Genomic DNA, 21,979 nt, shown 5'->3' on the forward strand with positions numbered 1-21,979 from the left:
AATGCAAAGTGACGAACAGGAAATTCGCGAATTAGTCAGTACGTGGCTGGAAGCAACTAAAGCAGGCGATACGGAGACCGTTCTCGACCTGATTGCAGATGATGTCGTTTTCCTGGTACCTGGTGAGCCTCCCATGGTTGGAAAAACACCCTATATCGAAGCGGCACAGCCTTACATGGATCAGATCGTCCCCGCGATTGATGGTGTCAGTGAAATCCAGGAAATTAAGATACTGGGCGACTGGGCTTTCATGTGGTCAGAAATGGTAGTGACCATCACACCGACGGCTGGCTCACCGGTGAAACGGGTGGGGCACACGCTGTCCATCCTGCACAAAGAAAACGGGAAGTGGCGCATTGCCCGAGAGGCCAACATGCTGATACCAGTGGCGGTGGAGGGGTGCTGAGGCTGTCTCCTTTGAATCTTTGGAGTGGGTGAAGTAGAATTTTTGATCTAGATAGTTGATGTTCAAACCCTACCTCATTCAAACTGCAACCAATCAATATTGATATCAAGCGTCTCTCAGAAGGATTCTCAAAAAGGCTAACTGAGCATGGCGGAAAAATATTTTGTCGAATGCGACTGTGGAAAACGGGTTCGGGTTGCGTTGCATGAAGCGGGCACAGATAAGGCCTGCCACTCGTGTCATCGTAGTGTGAGAGTGCCGGACACGATTACGCTGCAGGAATCTTCGGGAGACAAATACCCGTTGCTGCGTCCACTGGAAAAAGTCATGGTCACCTTGCGCAAAGGAGAGCCTCCTTTTGACGGGCTCTGTCATCACTGTGAAACCAGAGACGCAAACTTTCTAATTCCCGTACGACTGCACATTCTGGTCGAACGCTTTATGAAACATGATGGAGGGTTTCGTCCAACACTTCATGGTGGTGTCAAGCTGGTAGCTGCGGCGGCGGAGGAGTTCTGGAAAGAGATTCATTTCCCCTTGCTGTTGTGTGCAGAATGTCACAAAGAATTCGAGGCAGATCAATCACGGGCCAGCCATAAACGGGCCTGGGAATTGGCGGGACTGTTTGCTCTGCTGATCGCATTTCTGGTCTTTGCCTTCTTTTTCACAGTCATTATCGCCATGCTGTCATTCTTTTTCTGGTTACTGGGGGCCATTGCCTGGGCAGCGCAGTTCCGCGATCGAAAAAAGCTGAAGCCTTACCTGATTTCCTGGCTGGAGGACATTCGCTGGGTTCCAGAAGCACTCGCAGTGGAAGATGAATATAATCTAGATATAGACGAATCGATAGATCTCCGCCGGGCCATCTTTATCGTAGACGAGTCAGAATCCAGTCCTACTTCACCTGTAATCTGGTGGCAACAACAAAGCGAAAGCAGCTATTTTGAAATCCCTTGATGTCCTGAAATCGATGGTGAATCTATTGACTGAAAAGAAAAGAAGAGATGACAATAATCCGGTTGAATCTCTCTAAGGAGGATCTTCTCAACTCTTTTAAAACAACGCTGGCTAAAATCGGTTTTACATCCACTTCACACGGTTTTTGGAGATTACTCAATCGTTTTCACTTCAAATTCAAATCCTCCGAGTGCGCTGGCCAGCAGGTTATAAATCCAGGCGAAGAAGGCAAAAAACAGAAATCCGAAAAGCCCCATAAACACCGGACCAAACAGATAGAAGATCCCCACGATTTTCATTCCCCCTTCGCCAAACAAAACCATTGGGATTCCGATCAGTGTGTAAATGAACCCGAACAGAACATAAATCGCTACCAGAATTTTGCTGGATTGAAGAATCGAAATACAGACGATTTGCTGTTTCATAACGTTTCCTCCAGAGGGCTGCGAAAACACACAAATCTCGATCGTCAGTGATCAGGGCATTTTCGGTTTTAAAGGTTTGCGACTCCCTTTTTCCACAGGGTAAAGCGCGTCATGTTGTTCCATGCTGGCGATCAAGGCCCGCATCATACGTTTGAGCTTCTTCGGTTCTGTTTGCGCGAGATTATGCTGCTCAAAGGGATCTTCAGCCAGATTGTAGAGCTGGTAATGTGAATCTTCCGAATCTTTGGAAGGCACATAATGGTAGATCACTTTCCAGTCGCCGTTACGATACGTGGTGAAGTAATTACTGCGGTGTGGCGAATGGGGATAGTGCATCAGGAACTCTTCCGGTCGAGATTTGTCTGGTTTGCCAAGCAACAGTTTGTTGAGAAGCTTTCCGTCTACGGTGTACTTCTCTGGTACTTTGACCTTTGTGATATCCAAAATAGTCGGAAACAGATCCTGCACCGCAGCGACCTGGGGTTGAATCATATCAGCGGGGATTGGCAGCTGTTTCTGTAGTGGATTATTCGGGTTCGGCTTGGCCCAGGCCGCGATGAACGGCACCCGCATGCCCCCTTCGTAATGAGCCCCTTTCTTGCCTCGCAGCGGCGCAGCACAAGCAACCGCATGCTGATGTCCCAGTGGTGCGTCGGAGCCGTTATCTCCCAGGAAGAAGATCAGCGTATTTTCGGCAACGCCCAGTGCATCGAGCTGTTTCATGATGTCGCCCAGCGATTTATCCATACCTTCAATCAACGTCGCAAACGCCTGCGCGGGAGATGGTTTGCCTGATTTTTTGTAATGTTCTTCGAAACGGGGGTCGGAATCAAAGGGAGCATGCACCGCGTATTGCGCCATATAAAGGTAAAACGGCTTGTCCGCTTTGACGGCAGACGCCAGGGCGGCATTGGCTTCAATCGTGAGTGCTTCGGTCAGAAAAGTGTCGGTGCCATGATATTTTTCCAGATGCGGGACCGCATGGTGGGCACGCTTCGTGCCGCGGCCGTAGTTCTTCTTTCCATAATAACTGCCCGGCGCACCGAATGAGGCACCAGCGATATTCACATCAAATCCAAGATTAAGCGGCTCCGCTCCCGGAAACCCGTCTGCACCGAAGTGCCCTTTGCCGACATGAATCGTGCGATATCCGGCCTTCTCCAGCAGACGTGCTAAAGTGACATCATCTTTCTTTAACCCTTCCCAGTTCCAGTCGGGCGGCCCCTGTGGTCCGGCATTATTCTTTCTGGGATTAATCCAGTTCGTCGCATGGTGCCGGGCGGCATTCTGACCGGTCATAATCGAAATCCGCGTCGGCGAGCAGACACTCATCGCATAGAAATTATTGAACCGAATCCCCTGCTTCGCCAGCTGTTCCATACTGGGGGTGATATAATAATCATTCAGTGGATAGCGTTTTGGTTTTCCTGCCGCATCGGTCAAAAAAGGAACCGACGTGTCCATCACTCCCATATCATCAACCAGAAACACCACGATGTTTGGATGCGTCTGCGTTTCGTTTTGAAAATGAGCCGCCTGCACAGAGGCAACCAACAGAAACGGAATCAGACAGAAAACAGCAACCCGTTGTAAAACGCGTGAGAAATGAGGACTCATTGTGTGATGCACTTTCTTTAACTGAGATCGCCAAGTTAAAACAGGATGAAAACCAAAACCGGTTTGCTCTCAATTGAATATAACAAGCCGTACCCGGTCATGTCTAATGCAGCCCTCAAAGATATTCCATCCAAAAAAAACGAGTACCAAAGCCCAGACGCTGTCTCCCTTTAAGAAAGACAACAGTTCGGCTTTCGTACTCAGTTCCACTTTGAATTTGATAAAAAGCAGATTTTTGCATTTGACAAACATATTTTACTTGAGTAAATTGACCACAGTAAACGATAGACACGAACAAGGAGACACGGATGAATGCCAAACAACTGGGACGCGTTCAACTACAAATCATGCAGGTACTCTGGGATCGGGGCCGCGCCAATGCGCGTGAGATTACCGATGCACTGAATGAAAGTAGTGAGATCGCACATAGCACAGTTCAGACACTACTGCGCCAGCTCGAGACCAAGCAGGCGATCGCCCATGACATCGAGGAACGCACATTTGTGTTTTATCCCCTGATCAAGGAAGACAAAGTGACGCGGCAGGCGACTCGCGAACTGATCAATAAAATCTTCGACGGCTCCGCTGCCGGTCTGGTCGCCTATCTGATTGAAAACGAGAAAATTCCCAAGTCAGAATTACAGAGGCTGCGCAAACTGATCAACGACGAGTCATAACGAGGTACTTCACACAGGCAGGAGAGCTACTCATGTTTGATGCAAAAATTGCCGATTTTGCGGTTCATGTTCTACTTCAATCCACAGTCCTGATTGCGGTCGGCCTCTTGGCCGCGCGTCTCTCTGGACGACATAAAGCAGCAATCCAGTCAGCCATCTTGCGTGTTACGCTGATTGCCGTCCTGTTCTGTCCACTTGCCTCACTGACGTTGAGCAAACTCGGGGTGACTGATTATGCCCTGCTACCTGCCTGGGAAACAAAACAGATTGTTCCATCAGGTACTACAACGATTTCCCAAGCCACAAGTGTATTCCCGCCTGATACTAATGAAACGACAGTGAGTCGAATTAATACAACGAAAGGAATGACTGATCCAAATCGAGTTCCTGAAACAGGGCTCTCTTCGACAAGTATCCCCCTCACCAACCATACAGAGTCCGACCTGACTGCACCGTCGATAGCAGCCAGTCAACCTCTTCCCAATCGAGTTAGTTCAGACCGTTCATTACCAATTGCAGGCTGGATCGTCTCATTGATCTGGATAACGGGTGCCGGGATTCTGTTGACAAAACTCTTTTTGCTCAATCGAACAGTGATTCAACTGCGTCATCATAGTCAGTCGGCAAACGCTGATGTACAGCATCTTTGTCAGAAGACATCAAAAATGCTTGGGTTACGTCCGCCGGAAGTCATAATTTCACCGTGCGTCCACTCCCCTTGTCTAGTGGGCCCCTGGAAACCGGTCATCTTACTGCCCGAACAAAAAACGCTAACACAGTCCGTTTTACGCGATATTTTCCTACACGAACTCGCGCATCTGGCACGCCGTGATTGTCTATTCCATCTTCTGGCCCGCATCGCGACGGCAATCCTGTTCTTTCAACCGCTGGTCTGGTTGCTATTAAGACGTCTGGAACAGATCGCCGACGATGTCTGCGATGATTATGTGATCCAATACGGGTCTGGACGCAAGAATTATGCGAACACGCTCGTGGACTTTGCAGAAAAACTCCCCTCGCTCCCACTCGCCAGGGAAGCAGGTTTGGCGATGGTCTCGCTGCGTTCCTCGCTCAGCCGTCGCATCTTGCGGATTATGGATTCTTCCCGCTCTTTGACGCTCCGATTGCCTGCGAAGTGGGTTGCCTTGATCGTAATACTGGGAATCTCCGCGACCACCAGTGCCGCTCTGATTGTGAATACCCGCTCGACATCAGTGGTGAAAAACGAAACCGTGAAGGAAGCAACACAACCCGATCAAGACCGCACCGTTTCTGATATGGCTGAAGTCGTTCCGCGAACCAGCCCTCTGAATACAACATCAAAGACCGTTCCCAATGCTGACACAAAACAGAAAACCGAGGCGTCAACGAAATCAGAACTCCGGTTCCAGGGGCGCGTAGTTGATCCTGATGGCCATCCCATCAAGCAGGCAACGATTAATTACACAAACTGGGACATGCCCAATAAACGAATTCTCGCCACAACAAATGAGCAGGGAACGTTTAGCTTTACTATCGCCTCCTCGGATCAGCTCTATAAAGTGCTCCAGAAAGGAGGCTCGTTTGTGGCACTGGCGGATGGTTTCGGTCCTACCGTGAAAGGTGCCTATGATTGTGAAACATCCGGCAAACTGCGCAAAGCCTTGTTAGAGCAGAATTCCAATTCCCGCGCCCCCGCGACAATGCTTGAGCAACTTCGAAAACGAATCCTCGGCGGCACATCCACATTTCAACTTGTCGCAGACGACATTCCCCTAACGGGTCGGATCGTTAATATTGACGGACAGCCCGTTGCCGGAGCGAAGCTGCAGGTCGCCAAACTAACCGGGGGTGTCGACGAGAGGCTTGATGGCTGGGAACAGGCGGCGCAAACAACAGGGACCGACTATTATCGGTTACAGCAATATCTCGGTATGAGATTAGGTAACGATGTAGGCGGCCCGACACTGGACTACCTGCCCACAACGGTGACTGACAAAAACGGGGAATTCATCTTCAAAGGACTCGGTCGTGACCGCATCGTCAAGCTGTTGATTTCGGGACGGGAGATCGAAACCAGCAACGTTTACGCACGAACCAGAAAGGGAGAGATGATCGAAGTCCCCATGGAAGCACGCAATCCGTCTCTGAGAAAAATTACCTATCACCCAAACTCATTCACGTTTGTTGCCGGTCCTTCGCAACCGGTCGAAGGGGTCGTCCGAGATTCGAAAACTCAAAAACCAATGCCCGGCGTCACACTGCAAAGTTATCATCTGGCCGGGCATCGCATGTCAGGCTGGACCGAAGGCATTGTGCACACGGTTTCCGACGAGCAGGGACGTTATCGACTGGAAGGTTTACCGATCGGAAGAAACGAAGTCATCTGTCTCTCCCCTCTCGATCAGCCTTATCTGGCTTCGAAATTTGTGGCTAAGACCGAGGCGGGCAGTACAACACTCCAGAAGAATATCGAACTCACGCGGGGAATCTGGATTGAAGGCCGCGCTTATGACAAAGACACGGGGGAACCGATTCAACAAGGACGTGTGTCTTATTTTGCCTTTCGGAAGAACCCCTATATAAAAACCGTCAAAGGATTCAACGGAGCCTTCCTTTCCACACGATACCGACTCAATCCTGATGGGACCTATCGAATTCCCGGACTTCCTGGAAGAGGGCTGGTCGGGATCCTGGCCGATGGAGTCGATTCCAAATACCAGCGAGGGAGAGGTGCCGAAAAGATCCAAGGTAGACAAGACCGTATGAATGGATTCGACACGTATCCATATTTTGCATCGACATTCAACTTCCACGTCATGTCTGAAGTCAACCCCGCTGAAGACGCGAAAACCATTAAGCTCGATTTCCCCTTTGAATCAGGACGATCTTTGCATATTGAAGTGGTTGATCCTGAAGGCAAGCCGGTGAACGAAGGCTATTATGTTGGAATGATGAAGGCCTTCAACACTTGGCGAAGATTCAAAGGAAATCAGTTAGAGATCAAAGGTTATCAACCAGAAGAACCACGACGCGTCCAGGTATTTTTAGAAGAACGCAAACTGGTCGGCTATCTCTTAATTGAAGGAAAAAACCCGACTAACTTGAAAATCAAATTAAAGCCATGGGCCGAAATTACGGGTCGCTTCGTTGACAAATCTGGCATCCCCAAAGCCAATGTCACGATTGGTAATGTCTTCCAGACTATTGAAGACCATCCTGAAATCCCATCACTCCCTCCTCACATCAATCAACCTGCAGGCCAGATGGTCGGTTTCACAACTGATGAAAACGGTCAATTTACGATCATCGGACTGGTCCCTGAAAAAAAACACCACCTGAGTGCCACGGAAACTCGTAAAAATGGGATCGGCTACTATCTGGGAGAATATACGATAGAGACCCCGCTCAAACCAGGTGAAGTTCGTAATCTCGGCGACATCCAGTTCATGCCCAAAGGAGCCGAGTGATGGAACTTACCCTTCAGGCAAAGAAGCCTGATAGCTCAACCCGCTGGCGTGAATATCGCCCCACAAAAAAAACACCCTGGAATCTGCGGCGTGTGGTCCACTTGCATCGGCGATCCGGCTTTGCGGCCACGTGGACTGAACTACAGCGCGATCTGCAAGAGGGCCCACAGGCAAGCATTGACCGCGTGCTGAATGGGACGACATGCGAAAACAGTTTTCCTGAGGATTTCGAACGCATGTCCGCTACCATTGCGGAAGCAGCGGTTCGCTCAAATCAACCCGACCGCCTGAAAGCGTGGTGGCTGTTTCGCATGCTGTTCACGACAGATCCGTTAACGGAAAAACTGACACTACTCTGGCACAATCACTTTGCGACCAGTAATCATAAACTGGAAGATCTGTCGCTGATGCGACAGCAAAACGATCTATTCCGCAGCCTGGCACGGGCGCCGTTTGGTAAACTGCTCACCGCCGTCCTGCATGACCCGGCCATGCTGCTCTGGCTGGATGCACCTTCCAATCACAAAGGACACCCCAACGAAAATCTGGCACGCGAATTGATGGAACTGTTTACGCTGGGCATCGGTCATTACAACGAAACCGATGTCAAAGAAGCAGCCCGGGCACTGACGGGCTGGACAGTGATCGATGACCGATTCTCATTTCGTGCTTCCCAACACGATGCCGGGCAAAAGACAATTCTCAATCAGAGAGGTGCCTGGAACGGAGAGGAACTGGTTGAACTCCTGTTAGATCAACGCGCCACCCCGCAGCGCCTCGCATGGCGGTTATGTCAGCAGTTTCTCGGCGAAGGAGTCGCTCAGCAGGAAGACATCAGTTCTCTGGCTGATGGTCTGCAGACACACGATCTGGATATCGACTGGGGAACGGAAACCATTCTCCGGAGTGAGCTTTTCTTTGCAGATCAGAATATTCGTCAGCGTGTTGCGGGACCAGCCGAGTTTATCATCGGCGCCACGCGGGCTTTGGAACTGTTCGATCCGCCTCCTCAAACAATAATTCTGGCCGACTGGATGCGTCAATTGGGACAGGATCTGTTTTATCCCCCGAATGTGGGAGGCTGGAATGGTGGCAGAGACTGGTTGAGAACCAGTGCGCTCATCAGTCGGGCTAACTTTGCCACGGGACTTTCTCGCGGCCAGTTTTCCTCAAACCATCAACTACCAGACTGGTCTCGCTTCACCGCGAAACAGGGGCAGTCCTCTATTCCCGAAGACTTCGCGGCGTTCCTCGCTGATCTGCTATTTGGAGGTGAACCCTCGCCCGGCTGGATCGAAGGCATCGTCAAAGGCGTTTCGACAAAGTCTCATTCTCGCGAGGTTGTACTACAACAAACCATTGCCGCCGTTCTCGCATCACCCGAGGCACAACTCAACTGAAGGAGTTTCCCATGTTGACACGACGCCAGTTTCTAAATACTTCGTTTCAGTCAACGTCAATCCTCTCACTTGCTTCCTCAATCCCCTGCTTTCTCACGCGGTCGCTGCAAGCGGCTGAGAACAAGAATCACGGGCGGATTCTGGTCGTGATTGAACTCAGCGGAGGTAACGACGGACTGAATACGGTCGTCCCCTTTAATGATGAGAACTATCAGAAACATCGAAATACTTTACATATTACGAAAGAAAAAGTTCTGAAACTGAATTCGGAAATCGGCTTGCATCCGGCGATGACCGGCGCTGCTCAACTTGTGGAAGACGGACGACTGGCGATCGTTCAAGGTGTCGGCTATCCGAACCCGAATCGCTCTCACTTTGAGAGTATGGGCATCTGGCAGTCAGCACAATCGAACCCCAAAGCGCACGGCGGTTATGGTTGGCTGGGACGTGCCCTCGATCAGAATTCAAAACAGGTTCACACGTTCGCCGATGCCATCTGCCTGGGCAATGTTGACCCGCCGCAGGCGCTGCGCGGACGTCAGTCAATACAATCGACGATTCGGAGTCTCGCGGAACTGCAACTCGACTCACATACTCCCAGCTCCGAAACAAAACCAGATGAAAGCACAACAGACGATCTGCTCCAATACGTGCGCCGCCGGAGTATTGATGCCCGTGCGACGGCCGCTCGCATTACCAAACTGAAAAACGCCAGTATAACTAAAACGCGCTACCCGCAAAACGGTCTGGCAAATCGGCTAAAAGGCATCGCCCGGCTGATCCGCGCCGATCTGGAACCGCGCGTGTATTACACAGTTCAAGCAGGCTATGACACGCACATCAACCAGGAGTTCGATCATTATCGACGGCTTTCGGAATTCAGCGGTGCTCTGAGCGCGTTCCTCAACGATCTGCGTGACTCCCAACTGGACGATCGCGTGCTGGTGCTGGTCTTCAGTGAATTCGGACGCCGCGTAGCAGAAAACGATTCCCAAGGAACCGATCACGGCACCGCCGGCCCCGTGTTTCTGGCAGGCCCGTCGGTCAAAGCCGGGCTGCACGGAGCAACTCCGGATCTGGCCGATTTGGTTGACGGTGATCTTAAAATGACAATCGACTTCCGCCGTGTTTATGCCACAGTCCTCTCCAAGTGGCTCGACATCAATCCCCAAACATGTCTGCAGGGGAATTTTGCAGCCATGGATTTAATGAATTCGTAATCTGAACTACTGCTTTCGCGTTCTTCATTTTCTTCAGTAACCATTACAACGACGTCGAACGCCGTTCCGCTCGGAATCTGGGATTGCTAGAATGGCGGCCTGTTGATGTTTTCAATCGCAGAAACACTCCTCATTCAGTTTAACGGAAAGCGTTTCCCATGTGCCGCTGGCTTGCCTATTCCGGCCCGTCTCTCAAATTGAGTACTCTATTAACGCGTCCCAGTCATTCGCTGATTGACCAGAGCCGTCATGCCACGCACAACATTGAGAGTCTGAATGGAGACGGATTTGGTGTGGGCTGGTACGGCGAAGATCCGACGCCGGGCGTTTATCGCGATACGCATCCCGCCTGGAATGATGAAAATTTTCGACATCTGTCGGAACACATTCAATCGGGACTGTTCCTGGCACATGTGCGTGCTTCTACGGGAACCGCGGTTCAGAATACCAACTGTCATCCCTTTACGTTTGAAAACTGGCTGTTTCAACACAACGGTTCGGTTCCTGGATTTCGTTCCCTCAGAAGAGCACTATTGTTCGACGTCGATCCCGAATTGTTCCCCTTTATTCAGGGTTCAACCGATTCGGAAATTCTATTTTTCCTGGCACTCACTTTTGGTTTACGCGACGATGCACCCCAAGCCCTGGCCCGGATGATCGGTCATGTGGAACGCGCCCGCCAGTCCGCCGGCATCGAAGCGCCCCTCTTTTTCAGCGCCTGTACAACCGACGGGCAGAGCCTCTGGGCCGTTCGCTATTCCAGCAACAACCAGTCCCGAACGCTGTATCACAGCAGTCACCTGCATGCCCTGCACGATCTGGATGGAACCTATGGGAGTCTACCCGCTGATGCAACGATTGTCGTCTCCGAACCATTAGATGACTTAACCGAAAACTGGGAAGAAGTTCCCGAATCGTCTCTGCTCACCGTTGCACAAGGCGCGGTGAGTGTTAGCGTCTTTGTACCAGAGACCTAGAAAGCCAAAGTCATCACGCTCCAGAGCCCTTAATACATAAATCCCCTGTTGGCGTGAAGTGCATTTTTTCAGTAGAGACAAGCTGCTTTATTCGATCACCAGTTCAATGTCTTCATAGGTTTCGCCTGATTTCAAGTTGACCTTCTCCCATGTTCCAGGCAAGCCGGAAGTCGCGATAAAATGAAATGGTTCCACTCGGATATAATTCTCTCCGGGCCGAATGAATTTCAATTCAAATATCCCATCCGCATTGGTCTTTGTTGTGGGGTCGTAATAGCGATTTACCAGTAAGTCTGCTGCCTGAGCACCCACGCGCAGCCCTTTCACGCTTCGACCACTGGCAGAAACGACACGTCCTTTAACAGTACAGGGGCGGGTTAACGTCAGGTTGAAGTGATCGAACTTCTCGTTCGGACTGGAATGAACGGGTTGGCTCACTCCATTGGCCCAGTTGCGCCATTGCTGGTACTTGCCATCATGCGCAATCAAATTGTATTCGAAACGGTTTCCGGCCGGCATGACGACGCGATAACTGCCATCATCCTTTGTTGTGACACTGTAACGAGTATCGCCGGTCAAGGAGTTCCCACTGCCACTTTTGGCCGGAGCGACCGTCGCTCCAGCAACGGGATTCCCATCGGGGTCCAGAACTTTTCCTGAAAACTCAACACCTTTCTCAACCACAATCGTAACGGGGGCCATTCCGATCGAAAGGTCAAAGGTTAAGTCATCAAAGTTTCGCTGCCAGCCGTTTTGTTGAATCGTCTTGTGTTGCCATTCTTTCACGGCATCGGAAGACCACCAGCGACCTAAAATTCCATGAAAATAACCAGTAACCCCATTTATTTTTTGAGACTTTCCATAGCCAACCTGAAAACTATATTCACCAGGCAACATTCCTTCGATCACAATTCTACCGTCCGCATCAGACTTGCCGAAAACAGAACGATTCTGCCAGGACCAGAGCACGACCTGCTCCACAGGTTTACCCGTATCAGCGTCGATTACCCGGGCCTCAAAACGGACGCCCTGCTTCAGTTGAAGATCCAGCGACTTCGCCTGGTTTTTGTCGACAACGATATTCGGCACACGCGCCACGCCGACCCCGGGGACAGAAACACGCATCTCATAGGTATCAGGAAAAACGTACATTCGATAACGGCCAGCTGCATCTGTCATTGTCGCGGTCTTCACCTCTTTGATCAATACTCCGTTACCTTGTTTAGGTCCCTGCAGACCTTGGACCGTGGCATCAGGCACCGGTTTCCCGCTAGGGTCAAACAATTGACCTTCGATATAGGTTTTATTATTTAACATAACGGTCAAGATGTCCCCTCCACAGGCCTGTTGAAATATATAGTGTGGTGAATAGCCAGGCTTACTGATGCGGACTTCCGCGCGACCGCCATCTGATTTCGGTTTCAGCCTGAACACGCCCTGCTTGTTCGTTTTGGTTTCCGTCCCTTTCCACCACGTCCAGGCATCAACCAGCACGCCTTCTATCGGTTTTCCCGCTTCATCGATGACAATACCCACAATTTCATCGGGAGCAGCCGGCTTCGGTTGTTCGACTTCAGTTTCTGTCTTTGGAGCATTGGTGACAGCAATTTTTTCCACAGTATTTTTTTCCTGAGACGCCGGACGATCGGCGGCCGGTTCCGCGATCGAAGGAACCTGAAAAGCCAGAAGACAGAACAACCCTAGAACGATCGCAGTCGTAATCAGACTGCCGGTTTCAAACAAGCGGTCTTTCGGCCTGCGGTTAAAGCCCATTATCCGTTCAATCCGAATGCCCAGTATGGATTCACGACCGGTTGCAGAAACGGCAATTGGATTCACTCTGGTCGGCACCGTTTTCGCAATTTCCGCGACATCGATCAGTAAATTCGCATACTCATCAGCGTGACTACCCGCTGCAACGACAGCGGCGTCGCAGCAAAACTCGCGTTCCAGTCGGACCCGTTTGGAAATCAACCAGACTACTGGGTGAAAGAAGAGGACTGCTTCCAATGTATTCTGAGCCAGATTAAACAGATGATCGTAACGTCGGATGTGGGTCAATTCATGAAACAGAATCTGCTCCAGTTGTTCCGGTTTTAATTGAGTCAGGCAGGCTAAAGGCAGCAGAACCGCCGGTCTCATAATACCAACCACCGACGGAACGCCGACCTGCTGACACCACATGACAGGAGGCTGCAGTGTGAGTCCAATTTGACGAGTAACCTTTTCAATCGAAGCGATGAGTTCCGGTTGGGTCACGGGAGTCGCAAGCCGTCGGTAGACACGGCTGAGATAAACACCGCATGCCAATCGCGAGGCGAAAAACAACACCCCCACAAAGTACGCCGCAATCAACAGCGGTGCTGCGCGACGAAAATCCCAGGGACGTTTGGCTACAGTGAGCCCCGGCTTTTCCGACGGAGCAAGTTCTTCCGACGTGCCCGTATTGATCACCGGACGCGTTTCTATAGCCAGCGGCAGCGTTTCCTGTGCAGGCGGCTGCACAATGGGTACCGTTTGACCGGATGCCGTGAGAACTTCCGGCGCAGGGAAGACCGTGTCGCTGATAGTCAGATAAGTAACCGGCACACACAGAGCAAAGATCAGGAGACAAATCAACCCGCAGGCATGCCTCGACTGAGGTGAGCGATTTCGAAGGACTCCCATCAAGATGGCAAATGCGGCTCCAATAATGAGTCCTTGCCATAATAAATGAACGAAACAGAGCACGAGTTTCACACAGAATTCCTGATTCCAGTCCAGCATTTCGATCACTCCTGATTACGGCGGTTGACAAACTCTCGTAACTGCGAAATCTCCTCGTTAGATAGATCCGATGTCTCCAGCAAATTCAGCATGGCCGCTGCAGCCGACCCGTTAAACACACGGGTTACCAAATCGTGCATCATGCGTTTGGAGGTCGCTTTTTCCGTCACGCTGGCACGATACAGATAGCTGCCCCCCACTTTTCGGCGTTTCACATAGCCTTTCTCTTCCATGATTCCCAGAATCGTCATCACGGATTGATACGTCACGTCCCGCTCTGGATTGAGGGCATCCCTTATCGCATGCCCTGAAAGCGGGCCTTGCTGCCAGAGTCGTTTTAAAATTTCCAGTTCCAGTTCCGTGGGATACCGGGTTGTCTGTCTTGCCATTTCCAAGTCCTTAGAATCGAATTCTTTCGATTTATGCTCCGATTAGATCAGACCCCACACCGCGCGTCAAGACATAATCTAATTAATTCGATTATCAAACCCTCTTTATATGTCCTGTTAAGAGCGCCAGCCCTCTTAACATCTGAGACAGTTTGCCCCCTTTTGAATGCAACATCTTGCCTGAGAGTCGTCAAAAGGAATCTATGAGATCCTGCCTGCGAATGCGACGATAGATGTGTCTGAACCGCTGGATAACTCAACTGAAAGCTCGCAGGAAGTCCAGGAAGAATCGACCCTGCTCACACCATTGAACAAGGCACTGCGAGTGTCACTGGCATTGTACCAGAGAACTGGGAAGCAAGAAGCAGGTCGCATGCAACAAAATCTTCACCGACTGGATTCATTCTTGCAAATCAATAAAACCCAGCCGGTTGTTTTGAAGATTGATCATTCAGCACCTATAATCTTCATGACGTTTTCAACATGGGCGTGTTGCTTGCGAGTCCCTTCCAGTAAAATGACTTTACTGGATTGAATCTCGAACTGGTCGGCCCAACTGGGGGGCATGACGGTTCTCTTCCGGTCCATATCAAGCACGGAAACCTCTGTTGTGGAAACAACGAGCTGAAACCGCGTGGCTATCTTGAACGTTTCCATGGCTTGTGCAAACGATTCTGCAGCCTGTTTACTTTTAAAGAAGTATGCTCTCAGTGAAGAATCGACTCCCGAAAGGGAAATGAGTTTTGCATTCTTGATTTTGGGCAGGTTAGCCTCCGGTGTGTTAACACGAGGATGTCGCTTTTTCTCTTTCTGTGCTGCAGCCGGAGTGCTAAGCGGGCTCCCCGCAACAGGTAACAGAATCAGGGCAATCAATCCGTAACAGAGTATGACAGTAAAACGGGAACCAGACTCAGTGGATTTGACTCGGGGATGACCAACCATTTTTCTTCTCCTCTTCTAAATACAGAGATTGACTTCATAGTGCCGCTACTCAGCACCTAAAGCACGCATCAATTGTTCGATACGGGCGTGCTCTTTTCGTGTGCCATACAACAGCACATAATTGTCCGAATCGAGTTCATGCTGCCTCGCATGATTAGGGGGCATTACCATTCTTTTCTTGCCGTAATCGGTCAGACTTGGCTCATCCTCTGAAATCACAACCTGAATTCGAGTGGCAATCTTGAACGCAGCGATTAATTTGGCAAACGACTCGGCCACCTTTTCTGTCTTAAAGAAATAGGCTCTGCAGGATGACTCGTTGCCCGACCAGGAGATCAGTCTCGCGTTCTCAATAGTAGGCAGTTTTTTTTCAGCGGTGTTAGGAAACGCGTCCTCCTGTTTTTCACCTTCTTCTGCTACCGGTGTATTCTGTGCATTCTCCTCGACCGTGATAGTTACCGGGGTCTTTAATTGTGAGGGTGTATCTTGTTGTGCCTGGACTGGAATCAACGTGAGCACAACAAGTCCACAACTCAAAACGACGAGACGACTCGTACCGGATAATCTGGATTTGACACGGGAACTGGCAATCATTTCGATTCTCCTTTTAAGGGACTGTGTTTCACCAAACTGTGCTACCAACCCGGTTGGCACAGAGGAACTGTGAGTAGCATAGTCAACAGCCGCCAGTAAGGTTTCTGCATACGACTGCCGTGAACCCGACGATCGTTCCATCGCCAGTGCATCACAACAGGCTTCCATCGCCATCAGCATTTCCCGACGGGCGAACCAGGCAATGGGGTTCCACCAGAACAGACTCGTCACAATAAAGGCAAGCCAGCTGGAAAGATGGTCATAGCGAACCAGATGGGCGAGTTCATGCGAAAGAATCTGACGAAGTTGCTCTTCACTTGATTTCTCAATAAAACGCCGCGGCAAAATAAGCATGGTACGACGAATGGAAACCCAGAGCATCGGCGAACAGACGGCATCAACCACAACCAGACTGGGAACATTTCTGATTTTGAACGTTGCACAAACATCGTTCACCAATTCCGCTGTTCCCGTTGAGCCCCCCGAGACATCGACCAGCATTCTGCGTAATCGGAACAGTTGCCGTACCGCCTGTAACCAGATAACGAGTGTCCCCAACAAACTCAAACAGACGGCAGCGATGAACGCAAAAGACGTAATGCGAGACCAGTCGATTGCACGCTGGTTTGACAGTGGTTCGAAGACACCTTCAGAAGCGGTCGCGTTGAATGTCTCTTCGATATCAGTGATTTGTTTTTCGTTTTGACTTATCGCGGGCAACGTCTCATGAGATGTCTGCTCGTTTTGTAACACAGGTAAAATCGGCACAGAGACCAGTGGAGGCGTCACGAATTTCAGCAGCACAATAAACCAGAGACAGTGCCGGAGTGCGGGGCGTTCTCGCAAAATTCGCGTCGCTCCCAGCAGCCAGAGAACTGCAGCTGCTACCATGACCAGCAGCATGTTCCAAATCAGAAAATGAAGCAGGGTTTGCATCAGGAAGGTTCCTAGTCTTTGATATTTTTGATCATTTTCTCAATCGCCGCACGATTCTTGTCACTGAATTCGACCTGATTCACTAATGAAAGCAGCATCGGTGCCAGTGAACCGCCAAAATGACTGTCCGCCATCTTTTTTAATTGCCGACCGACAAAAGCCTCACGGCTGATGGTCGCCGAAAAACGATGCGCAAAGCCCGTCTTATCGACCTGGACCAACCCTTTCTCCATCAGTCGATCCAGGAAACTTTTTACACCGCCGTGCAGAGAATGTTCGTGCCGACCATACATCTTCAACACAATCTCACGCACCGCCACCCCGTCCGGTTCCTCCCACAGGATTTCCAGCACAGACAATTCCGCGTCTGTCACATCGCTGACCTCTGGAGCTTTTGCTTTCTTTGCCATGATTCAATTCCTGATTGACCAACCACTCTCATACATTCTGCATGAGACCTTAATGCATTTTGCATGAGAGTCAACCCTATACGTCAAATAAATCATTGATTCAATTCATCTTCAGTCACGTAAGCCATGAACTGGAGTTGAGATAAATCATGTTATTTTCTTTTTCCTCTCAAAGAATGATTCTCTCTTGACACCTAGGACAAATTGTCCTACCCTACCTGCGACATTATGTCCCAGACAAAGGAGAGACTGGAATGGTGAAACAACCCCGTGATGTAACGGAAGCAGAATTGAATGTCCTGCAGGTGTTGTGGCGTAAAGGGCCGCTCACAATTCGCGGGATTACCGAATTTCTGGAGCCGCAGTGGGTCGACGCTTATTACTCGACCGTCAAAAAACTGTTGGAACGCCTGGAGACGAAAGGCTTCGTACAGCGTGAATCCTCTGGCATTGCTTTCATTTATGAAGCGACAATCGCACGCGACGATCTGGTCGGCCGCCGTCTGCAGGACGTTGCGGAAACCCTCTGCGAAGGTTCGTTGACACCGCTCCTGACACAACTGGCACAGCATCACGATCTAAGCAAAAAACAGCAGAAAGTCTTAATGGATCTGATTGAAGATCTGGCAAAGCAAGCGAAACACTAAACCAAACGGAGTTGGATATGAATACCTTGCTGAATCTCATGCTGAGCAACGCGCTCGTCGCAGCAATTTTGTTCGCAATACTGATGTTGCTGCGACGTTGGATCAAAAACCCGGCGATGCTGCACCTCTGCCTGCTGTTAATTCTCGTGAAACTCATTACTCCCGCCTACTGGCAGCCGGAATTTACGTTGTTTACATCTGAATTTCAAAAAGCAACTGTTGCTGAAAGACAGATCCGCCCGGAAGAAGCCACTGAGTCTGCAGAGGCAGAGCAGACGATCCCACCGGTTCATCCAAAGACAGTTCCGGCTTCAGATAAAATGAACGACAGGCTGCCCGGCAAGCAGGTTCCTGCTCAGGAAACACTTTCTCAATTTCTCTCCTCGATTCCCCCATATGAAGAGACAGCCTCGAAGTCAGCTTGGCAAGTCGAAATCTTTGCGGAACCTCTTACTGGAGCAGAATTAACGACTCGAGTATGCACGCTCATCTGGCTCACGGGAACAACGGCCTGGTTTCTGCTGGCGATCTGGCGAATTATCCGTTTTCAGAAGTATCTGCGTCAGGCATTACCGGCGTCATTAGAGCTGAATGAGACCGCTAAAACACTGGCACAACGGATCGGTTTGAAGTCGGTGCCGCAAATTGAAATGGTTTCGGGAAACGTTTCGCCACTGCTATGGGCTTGTTTCAGTCGGGCTCGGATTATTTTACCGAGCAGATTACTGGAGCAGTTGAACGATGCGGAGATAGAAACGCTGTTACTACACGAACTGGCACATTACCGCCGCAGAGATCATTTGGTGCGGCTGCTTGAATTACTGACAACCGGCGTTTACTGGTGGAACCCGATGCTGTGGTGGGTGCGACGTGAAATTCGAATCGCGGAAGAAGCGTGCTGTGATGCCTGGGTTGTGGAAACACTGCCTGAGAAGCGGCGGTCTTACGCCGAAGTCCTGGTCAAAGCAATTGGTTTTGTCTCACATCCGCAGCGCGTCATGGGAGCGACCGGCATCGGTTCACAAGACGTGTTGGAACAGCGGCTCAAACGTATCATGTGTGATTCATTGAATCGAAACGTCTCGCACTGGATGAAATTCGTCACCGTTGTCATAGCGATCGTTCTGCTACCGTTCGCACCAATGCTGGGTCAATCCGCGCCCCGGACACCGACCGTTGTAGACAAGCAGACGCTGCCGACAGTGGAAGAAATCCTGGCCGGTTATCGTGCGAATTTCAAAAAGCTGATGCCAGTCGAGATGACCTACCGCGTGCTGACACAAGATAATATGAATTGTATCAATGAGGACCGAAGGCAATTAAAGGGCCTCGAAATGATCCTGAAATTGGATCGAGTCGAATTAAGTAATGCAATCAAACAGATTAGAGAACAGATTCTGGAGAACGACGATTATTTTCGAATGATCACACTAGACTTCGTCGAGAAATCAAGACGGCTCAAAGAAAATCTGACGCCGGAAGCGATTAAAACACGTCTCAGCGAAAGCGTGGCTGAGCATCGTTATCTTTGGACGGATGGCAAGTCTTTTCACTACCGCTGGTCTACTGATGCGAAAAATCCGGAGGCTGAGCTGAATCGAGGCCCCGTCTGGCCCGCTGAGAACTTGAATACGCACTACCATTCGATCAAAATGATCTCCTGGTCAAATAAAAATCAACCACCGATGCGACACTGGTATGGTAATGGTCCTGACAATCGTTTCACACGCGCTAAAATCGGAAACAAGCTCAGTGATATTTATTCGTTCAAAACGATCGCGCCCCTGGGTCTCAAAGAATTTAAGTGGAACGAAAATTATCTTAGCGGTCTGGACTATGCGATGTCGAGATCTACCGATCACTATCAGATGATCGGTCGTGTTGAGTACCAAGGCCGGCCGGTGATCCTGATAGATGGATTCTTTGCTCCCGTGAATAAAGAAACCGGTCTGCGTAATCGGATACGGGCCTGGATCGATCCTGCACAAGGTTATCTTCCTTTACGCCTGGAATCGGCGCTGGTCGATGATGTGAACAAAGTCGTGAGAGGCTTGCATCATGAAACTGAAGTTCTGGAAGTGAAAAAAGTGGCTGACGGATATTATCCAGTGCGGATCAAATATCAGGAATACACGTTTGACAGCCTTGGGATTGAAAAGCAGATCAAGGAAATCGGCGTTGAAAATTTAGAGGATCGTCCACTTCCCGAACTGCCTCTGGTACCGGGACACGTGAAAATCTGGGAAGCCACCGAATTCACGCCACGTAAAGCCATCGAACCGGCTACGCTGACGCTGGAATTCCCGAAAGGCACGATTTACGAGAATGAGATTGATGGCAATAAATATCATGCCGGCGAGCCGCAACCAATTCCGCCTTCACCCGAATACGCGCCGAAATTGCAGGTGGGTGAAATCGCACCAACTCTCGAAGTGGCACGCTGGCTGGATGGCAAAACTAGAAATCTGGACGACTTTCGAGGAAAAGTCGTCGTACTGTTGTTTATGGACATCTCTGCTTTCTCAAATATCCAGGACGAAATGCGGCCTCAGCTGCGTATGATGATGGATTGGTTAAAACAGATCCAGCAGAAATATGCCGCACAAGGTGTGGTCTTCATCGACATTCACCCTGTAGGGACAACTCCGGATCAAATCAACGCGTATCAGAATTTCCGACAATCGAAATCATTAGCAGCCATCGACTCGGGGACGAATCTCAAAGTAGGAACGACCCTTAAAAAATACTCCGATCCTGGTGAGATGAATGCCTTCCTGATCGGTCGTGATGGCCGCATCGTCATGAGTACCGATTCTGCAGTCGATCATCACTTTGAGAATTACTATTATTACGCCGCCACAAAACTGAAGATTCCTTTAGAGTTCCAGGAAAACCTCTCTGAAGAAGAAGCCATGCACCAATCCATGCGCATTCTTGAGTTTATTGTGCGTGAGCAAATCGACAACGCACTGGAGGGAAAGAAACCATCTCTCCTGATTCCCGAAAAGTAAAGTAACGATCCGTACTCAGAAACCAGCAGGGTGCAAAGGCAGCAGTTTCGCCTTAGAGCTTTCTTGTCGTGAGTGCTTTCAGCCACTTCCGCACCAACTTTGATTGTTCATCATCCAGAATCTCCCAGCAGGCCAGACCGTTGCCGACGAGATCGAATTCGTCGAATTCCCAGACGACGTTTCTGTCGCCGTCCAGTTCCAGTATCTGTGGATTGTTCGGCCCCGCGTGACAGTTGCCGATCACCAGATTGCCATTCTCCAACTGCTGCAGGCAGGTGGTCCATTTGAGTTCGACGTCGGTGTCAGGAACTTTGCCTTTGATTTCCCAGACGACTTTTTTGTCCGGGGTGACTTCGAGCACACTGTTGCCACTGCCTGAGGCGATAAGCGTGTTGCCGTTGTTGAGGCGAATCGCACCATACACGCGAGTATTCGTCAAATAATCCCAGATGATTTCGCCCTTCCGATTGTATTCGGTCACCACACCGGGATTTTCGGAACAGACCAGAAATGTACCGGCAGGCGTAATCCGTACGAGCCGCGTGGATTGTGTGCCCCCCTTTTTCAGCGGGAACTGATGCACGAGCTTGCCCTGCTGGTCGACTTCAATAATCCGCCCGACGCCACTTTCGACGATCACAGTGTTGCCGTTGGGCAGCCGCTTGAACGCATGCACGTCGACCCGTTTGCCCGCATTGCCGTTCATGGTCGCGGAGTCGTAGGTCCAGTCCACTTTTTTACCCAGCGTGATCTCTTTCAGCCCGGTCCAGCTGTCATGAAACAGAATATTGCCGTTCGGCAGCAGTTGCACATCATGATGGCCGGCGTGTCCCTTCTCAGGCCCTTCCGTCTGATACGACCAGAGTACTTTCCCGTCCGCATCACAGATGGCGAGAATATTTTTCTGGTAAGACGCCCCCACCAGCACCAGCCGCTCAGCAAAAGCGGAGGCGTTGATCAACAGACAGATAAGAACAATCAGAAATTGCGAGACACGTTTCATAATTCGAGATTCCATTTAAGGTAAGTGGAGAGTCATTTTATGTTTAAGTCAGCTTCAAATCAGTGTACTTCCATCATAACAGTGAACGACATACTCTGAAACTAACAATAATCGGTCAGAAGGAGAAGCATGATATTGACTTTTGTGCATACT

Annotated in this window: 17 protein-coding genes; 9 read left to right on the forward strand and 8 right to left on the reverse strand. The window is 50.2% G+C overall.

The features are described from left to right. Nucleotide 1 precedes the first annotated feature (1 nt). Nucleotides 2–406, forward strand: coding sequence for a YybH family protein (locus tag Pan241w_RS18045; protein ID WP_145218543.1), 405 nt, complete (start codon nt 2–4; stop codon nt 404–406). Between the two features lie 147 nt (nt 407–553). Beyond that, complete coding sequence (locus Pan241w_RS18050) at nt 554–1,363, forward strand: hypothetical protein (RefSeq protein WP_145218545.1); 810 nt, start codon at nt 554–556, stop codon at nt 1,361–1,363. Nucleotides 1,364–1,515: 152 nt separating this feature from the next. Here Pan241w_RS18050 and Pan241w_RS18055 read toward each other — a convergent pair whose 3' ends face one another. Next, nucleotides 1,516–1,788 carry a hypothetical protein gene (locus Pan241w_RS18055; protein WP_145218547.1) on the reverse strand — a complete coding sequence of 91 codons (273 nt, stop codon included), beginning with the start codon at nt 1,786–1,788 and terminating at the stop codon, nt 1,516–1,518. Nucleotides 1,789–1,839: 51 nt separating this feature from the next. Next, nucleotides 1,840–3,405, reverse strand: coding sequence for a sulfatase (locus Pan241w_RS18060; protein WP_145218549.1), 1,566 nt, complete (start codon nt 3,403–3,405; stop codon nt 1,840–1,842). 308 nt (nt 3,406–3,713) lie between these two features. Between Pan241w_RS18060 and Pan241w_RS18065 the strand changes: the two genes are divergently transcribed. The 5 genes from Pan241w_RS18065 (at nt 3,714) to Pan241w_RS18085 (ending at nt 11,128) form a co-directional block, all read left to right on the forward strand. Next, on the forward strand, nt 3,714–4,082 hold the full coding sequence (locus Pan241w_RS18065) for a BlaI/MecI/CopY family transcriptional regulator (protein WP_145218551.1): 369 nt from the start codon (nt 3,714–3,716) through the stop codon (nt 4,080–4,082). A 32-nt stretch (nt 4,083–4,114) separates the two neighbouring features. Then, nucleotides 4,115–7,531 (forward strand): M56 family metallopeptidase, encoded by a 3,417-nt coding sequence (locus Pan241w_RS18070; protein ID WP_145218553.1) that lies wholly within the window; start codon nt 4,115–4,117, stop codon nt 7,529–7,531. Next, nucleotides 7,531–8,931, forward strand: a complete 1,401-nt coding sequence (locus tag Pan241w_RS18075; protein ID WP_145218554.1) for a DUF1800 domain-containing protein — start codon at nt 7,531–7,533, stop codon at nt 8,929–8,931. Before Pan241w_RS18070 ends, Pan241w_RS18075 begins: the two co-directional genes overlap by 1 nt. Nucleotides 8,932–8,942: 11 nt before the next feature. Continuing rightward, a complete protein-coding gene (locus Pan241w_RS18080; protein ID WP_145218556.1) occupies nt 8,943–10,151 on the forward strand; it encodes a DUF1501 domain-containing protein in 1,209 nt (402 codons plus the stop codon). Between the two features lie 158 nt (nt 10,152–10,309). Further along, entirely contained in the window at nt 10,310–11,128 is an 819-nt protein-coding gene (locus Pan241w_RS18085) for a class II glutamine amidotransferase (RefSeq protein WP_145218558.1), read from the forward strand. Between the two features lie 87 nt (nt 11,129–11,215). Here Pan241w_RS18085 and Pan241w_RS18090 read toward each other — a convergent pair whose 3' ends face one another. From Pan241w_RS18090 to Pan241w_RS18110, 5 genes are all read right to left on the reverse strand, one after another. Then, a complete protein-coding gene (locus Pan241w_RS18090; RefSeq protein WP_145218560.1) occupies nt 11,216–13,894 on the reverse strand; it encodes a M56 family metallopeptidase in 2,679 nt (892 codons plus the stop codon). 5 nt (nt 13,895–13,899) lie between these two features. Beyond that, complete coding sequence (locus tag Pan241w_RS18095) at nt 13,900–14,283, reverse strand: BlaI/MecI/CopY family transcriptional regulator (RefSeq protein WP_145218562.1); 384 nt, start codon at nt 14,281–14,283, stop codon at nt 13,900–13,902. Nucleotides 14,284–14,730: 447 nt separating this feature from the next. Next, nucleotides 14,731–15,225 carry a hypothetical protein gene (locus Pan241w_RS18100; RefSeq protein ID WP_145218564.1) on the reverse strand — a complete coding sequence of 165 codons (495 nt, stop codon included), beginning with the start codon at nt 15,223–15,225 and terminating at the stop codon, nt 14,731–14,733. Between the two features lie 45 nt (nt 15,226–15,270). Next, on the reverse strand, nt 15,271–16,755 hold the full coding sequence (locus tag Pan241w_RS18105; protein WP_145218566.1) for a M56 family metallopeptidase: 1,485 nt from the start codon (nt 16,753–16,755) through the stop codon (nt 15,271–15,273). A gap of 11 nt (nt 16,756–16,766) precedes the next feature. Beyond that, complete coding sequence (locus Pan241w_RS18110) at nt 16,767–17,165, reverse strand: BlaI/MecI/CopY family transcriptional regulator (protein WP_145218568.1); 399 nt, start codon at nt 17,163–17,165, stop codon at nt 16,767–16,769. A 254-nt stretch (nt 17,166–17,419) separates the two neighbouring features. On the opposite strand from Pan241w_RS18110, the gene Pan241w_RS18115 reads away from it, so the two are divergent. Beyond that, the gene (locus Pan241w_RS18115; RefSeq protein ID WP_145218570.1) at nt 17,420–17,812 is read left to right on the forward strand and encodes a BlaI/MecI/CopY family transcriptional regulator; all 393 of its coding nucleotides are present in this window, start codon (nt 17,420–17,422) and stop codon (nt 17,810–17,812) included. Between the two features lie 17 nt (nt 17,813–17,829). Next, nucleotides 17,830–20,823 (forward strand): M56 family metallopeptidase, encoded by a 2,994-nt coding sequence (locus tag Pan241w_RS18120; protein WP_145218572.1) that lies wholly within the window; start codon nt 17,830–17,832, stop codon nt 20,821–20,823. Between the two features lie 52 nt (nt 20,824–20,875). Here the strand turns inward: Pan241w_RS18120 and Pan241w_RS18125 are convergent, their stop codons facing one another. After that, complete coding sequence (locus Pan241w_RS18125; protein WP_145218574.1) at nt 20,876–21,826, reverse strand: NHL repeat-containing protein; 951 nt, start codon at nt 21,824–21,826, stop codon at nt 20,876–20,878. Between the last annotated feature and the right edge of the window lie 153 nt (nt 21,827–21,979).

The organism is Gimesia alba, from assembly GCF_007744675.1.
Lineage (GTDB): Bacteria > Planctomycetota > Planctomycetia > Planctomycetales > Planctomycetaceae > Gimesia > Gimesia alba.

Bases quoted from the DNA above. Each gene is read 5' to 3' on its own strand.
- Pan241w_RS18045 (WP_145218543.1), top strand. From the start codon at position 2: ATGCAAAGTGACGAACAGGAAATTCGCGAATTAGTCAGTACGTGGCTG.
- Pan241w_RS18050 (WP_145218545.1), top strand. From the start codon at position 554: ATGGCGGAAAAATATTTTGTCGAATGCGACTGTGGAAAACGGGTTCGG.
- Pan241w_RS18055 (WP_145218547.1), bottom strand. From the start codon at position 1,788: ATGAAACAGCAAATCGTCTGTATTTCGATTCTTCAATCCAGCAAAATT.
- Pan241w_RS18060 (WP_145218549.1), bottom strand. From the start codon at position 3,405: ATGAGTCCTCATTTCTCACGCGTTTTACAACGGGTTGCTGTTTTCTGT.
- Pan241w_RS18065 (WP_145218551.1), top strand. From the start codon at position 3,714: ATGAATGCCAAACAACTGGGACGCGTTCAACTACAAATCATGCAGGTA.
- Pan241w_RS18070 (WP_145218553.1), top strand. From the start codon at position 4,115: ATGTTTGATGCAAAAATTGCCGATTTTGCGGTTCATGTTCTACTTCAA.
- Pan241w_RS18075 (WP_145218554.1), top strand. From the start codon at position 7,531: ATGGAACTTACCCTTCAGGCAAAGAAGCCTGATAGCTCAACCCGCTGG.
- Pan241w_RS18080 (WP_145218556.1), top strand. From the start codon at position 8,943: ATGTTGACACGACGCCAGTTTCTAAATACTTCGTTTCAGTCAACGTCA.
- Pan241w_RS18085 (WP_145218558.1), top strand. From the start codon at position 10,310: ATGTGCCGCTGGCTTGCCTATTCCGGCCCGTCTCTCAAATTGAGTACT.
- Pan241w_RS18090 (WP_145218560.1), bottom strand. From the start codon at position 13,894: ATGCTGGACTGGAATCAGGAATTCTGTGTGAAACTCGTGCTCTGTTTC.
- Pan241w_RS18095 (WP_145218562.1), bottom strand. From the start codon at position 14,283: ATGGCAAGACAGACAACCCGGTATCCCACGGAACTGGAACTGGAAATT.
- Pan241w_RS18100 (WP_145218564.1), bottom strand. From the start codon at position 15,225: ATGGTTGGTCATCCCCGAGTCAAATCCACTGAGTCTGGTTCCCGTTTT.
- Pan241w_RS18105 (WP_145218566.1), bottom strand. From the start codon at position 16,755: ATGCAAACCCTGCTTCATTTTCTGATTTGGAACATGCTGCTGGTCATG.
- Pan241w_RS18110 (WP_145218568.1), bottom strand. From the start codon at position 17,165: ATGGCAAAGAAAGCAAAAGCTCCAGAGGTCAGCGATGTGACAGACGCG.
- Pan241w_RS18115 (WP_145218570.1), top strand. From the start codon at position 17,420: ATGGTGAAACAACCCCGTGATGTAACGGAAGCAGAATTGAATGTCCTG.
- Pan241w_RS18120 (WP_145218572.1), top strand. From the start codon at position 17,830: ATGAATACCTTGCTGAATCTCATGCTGAGCAACGCGCTCGTCGCAGCA.
- Pan241w_RS18125 (WP_145218574.1), bottom strand. From the start codon at position 21,826: ATGAAACGTGTCTCGCAATTTCTGATTGTTCTTATCTGTCTGTTGATC.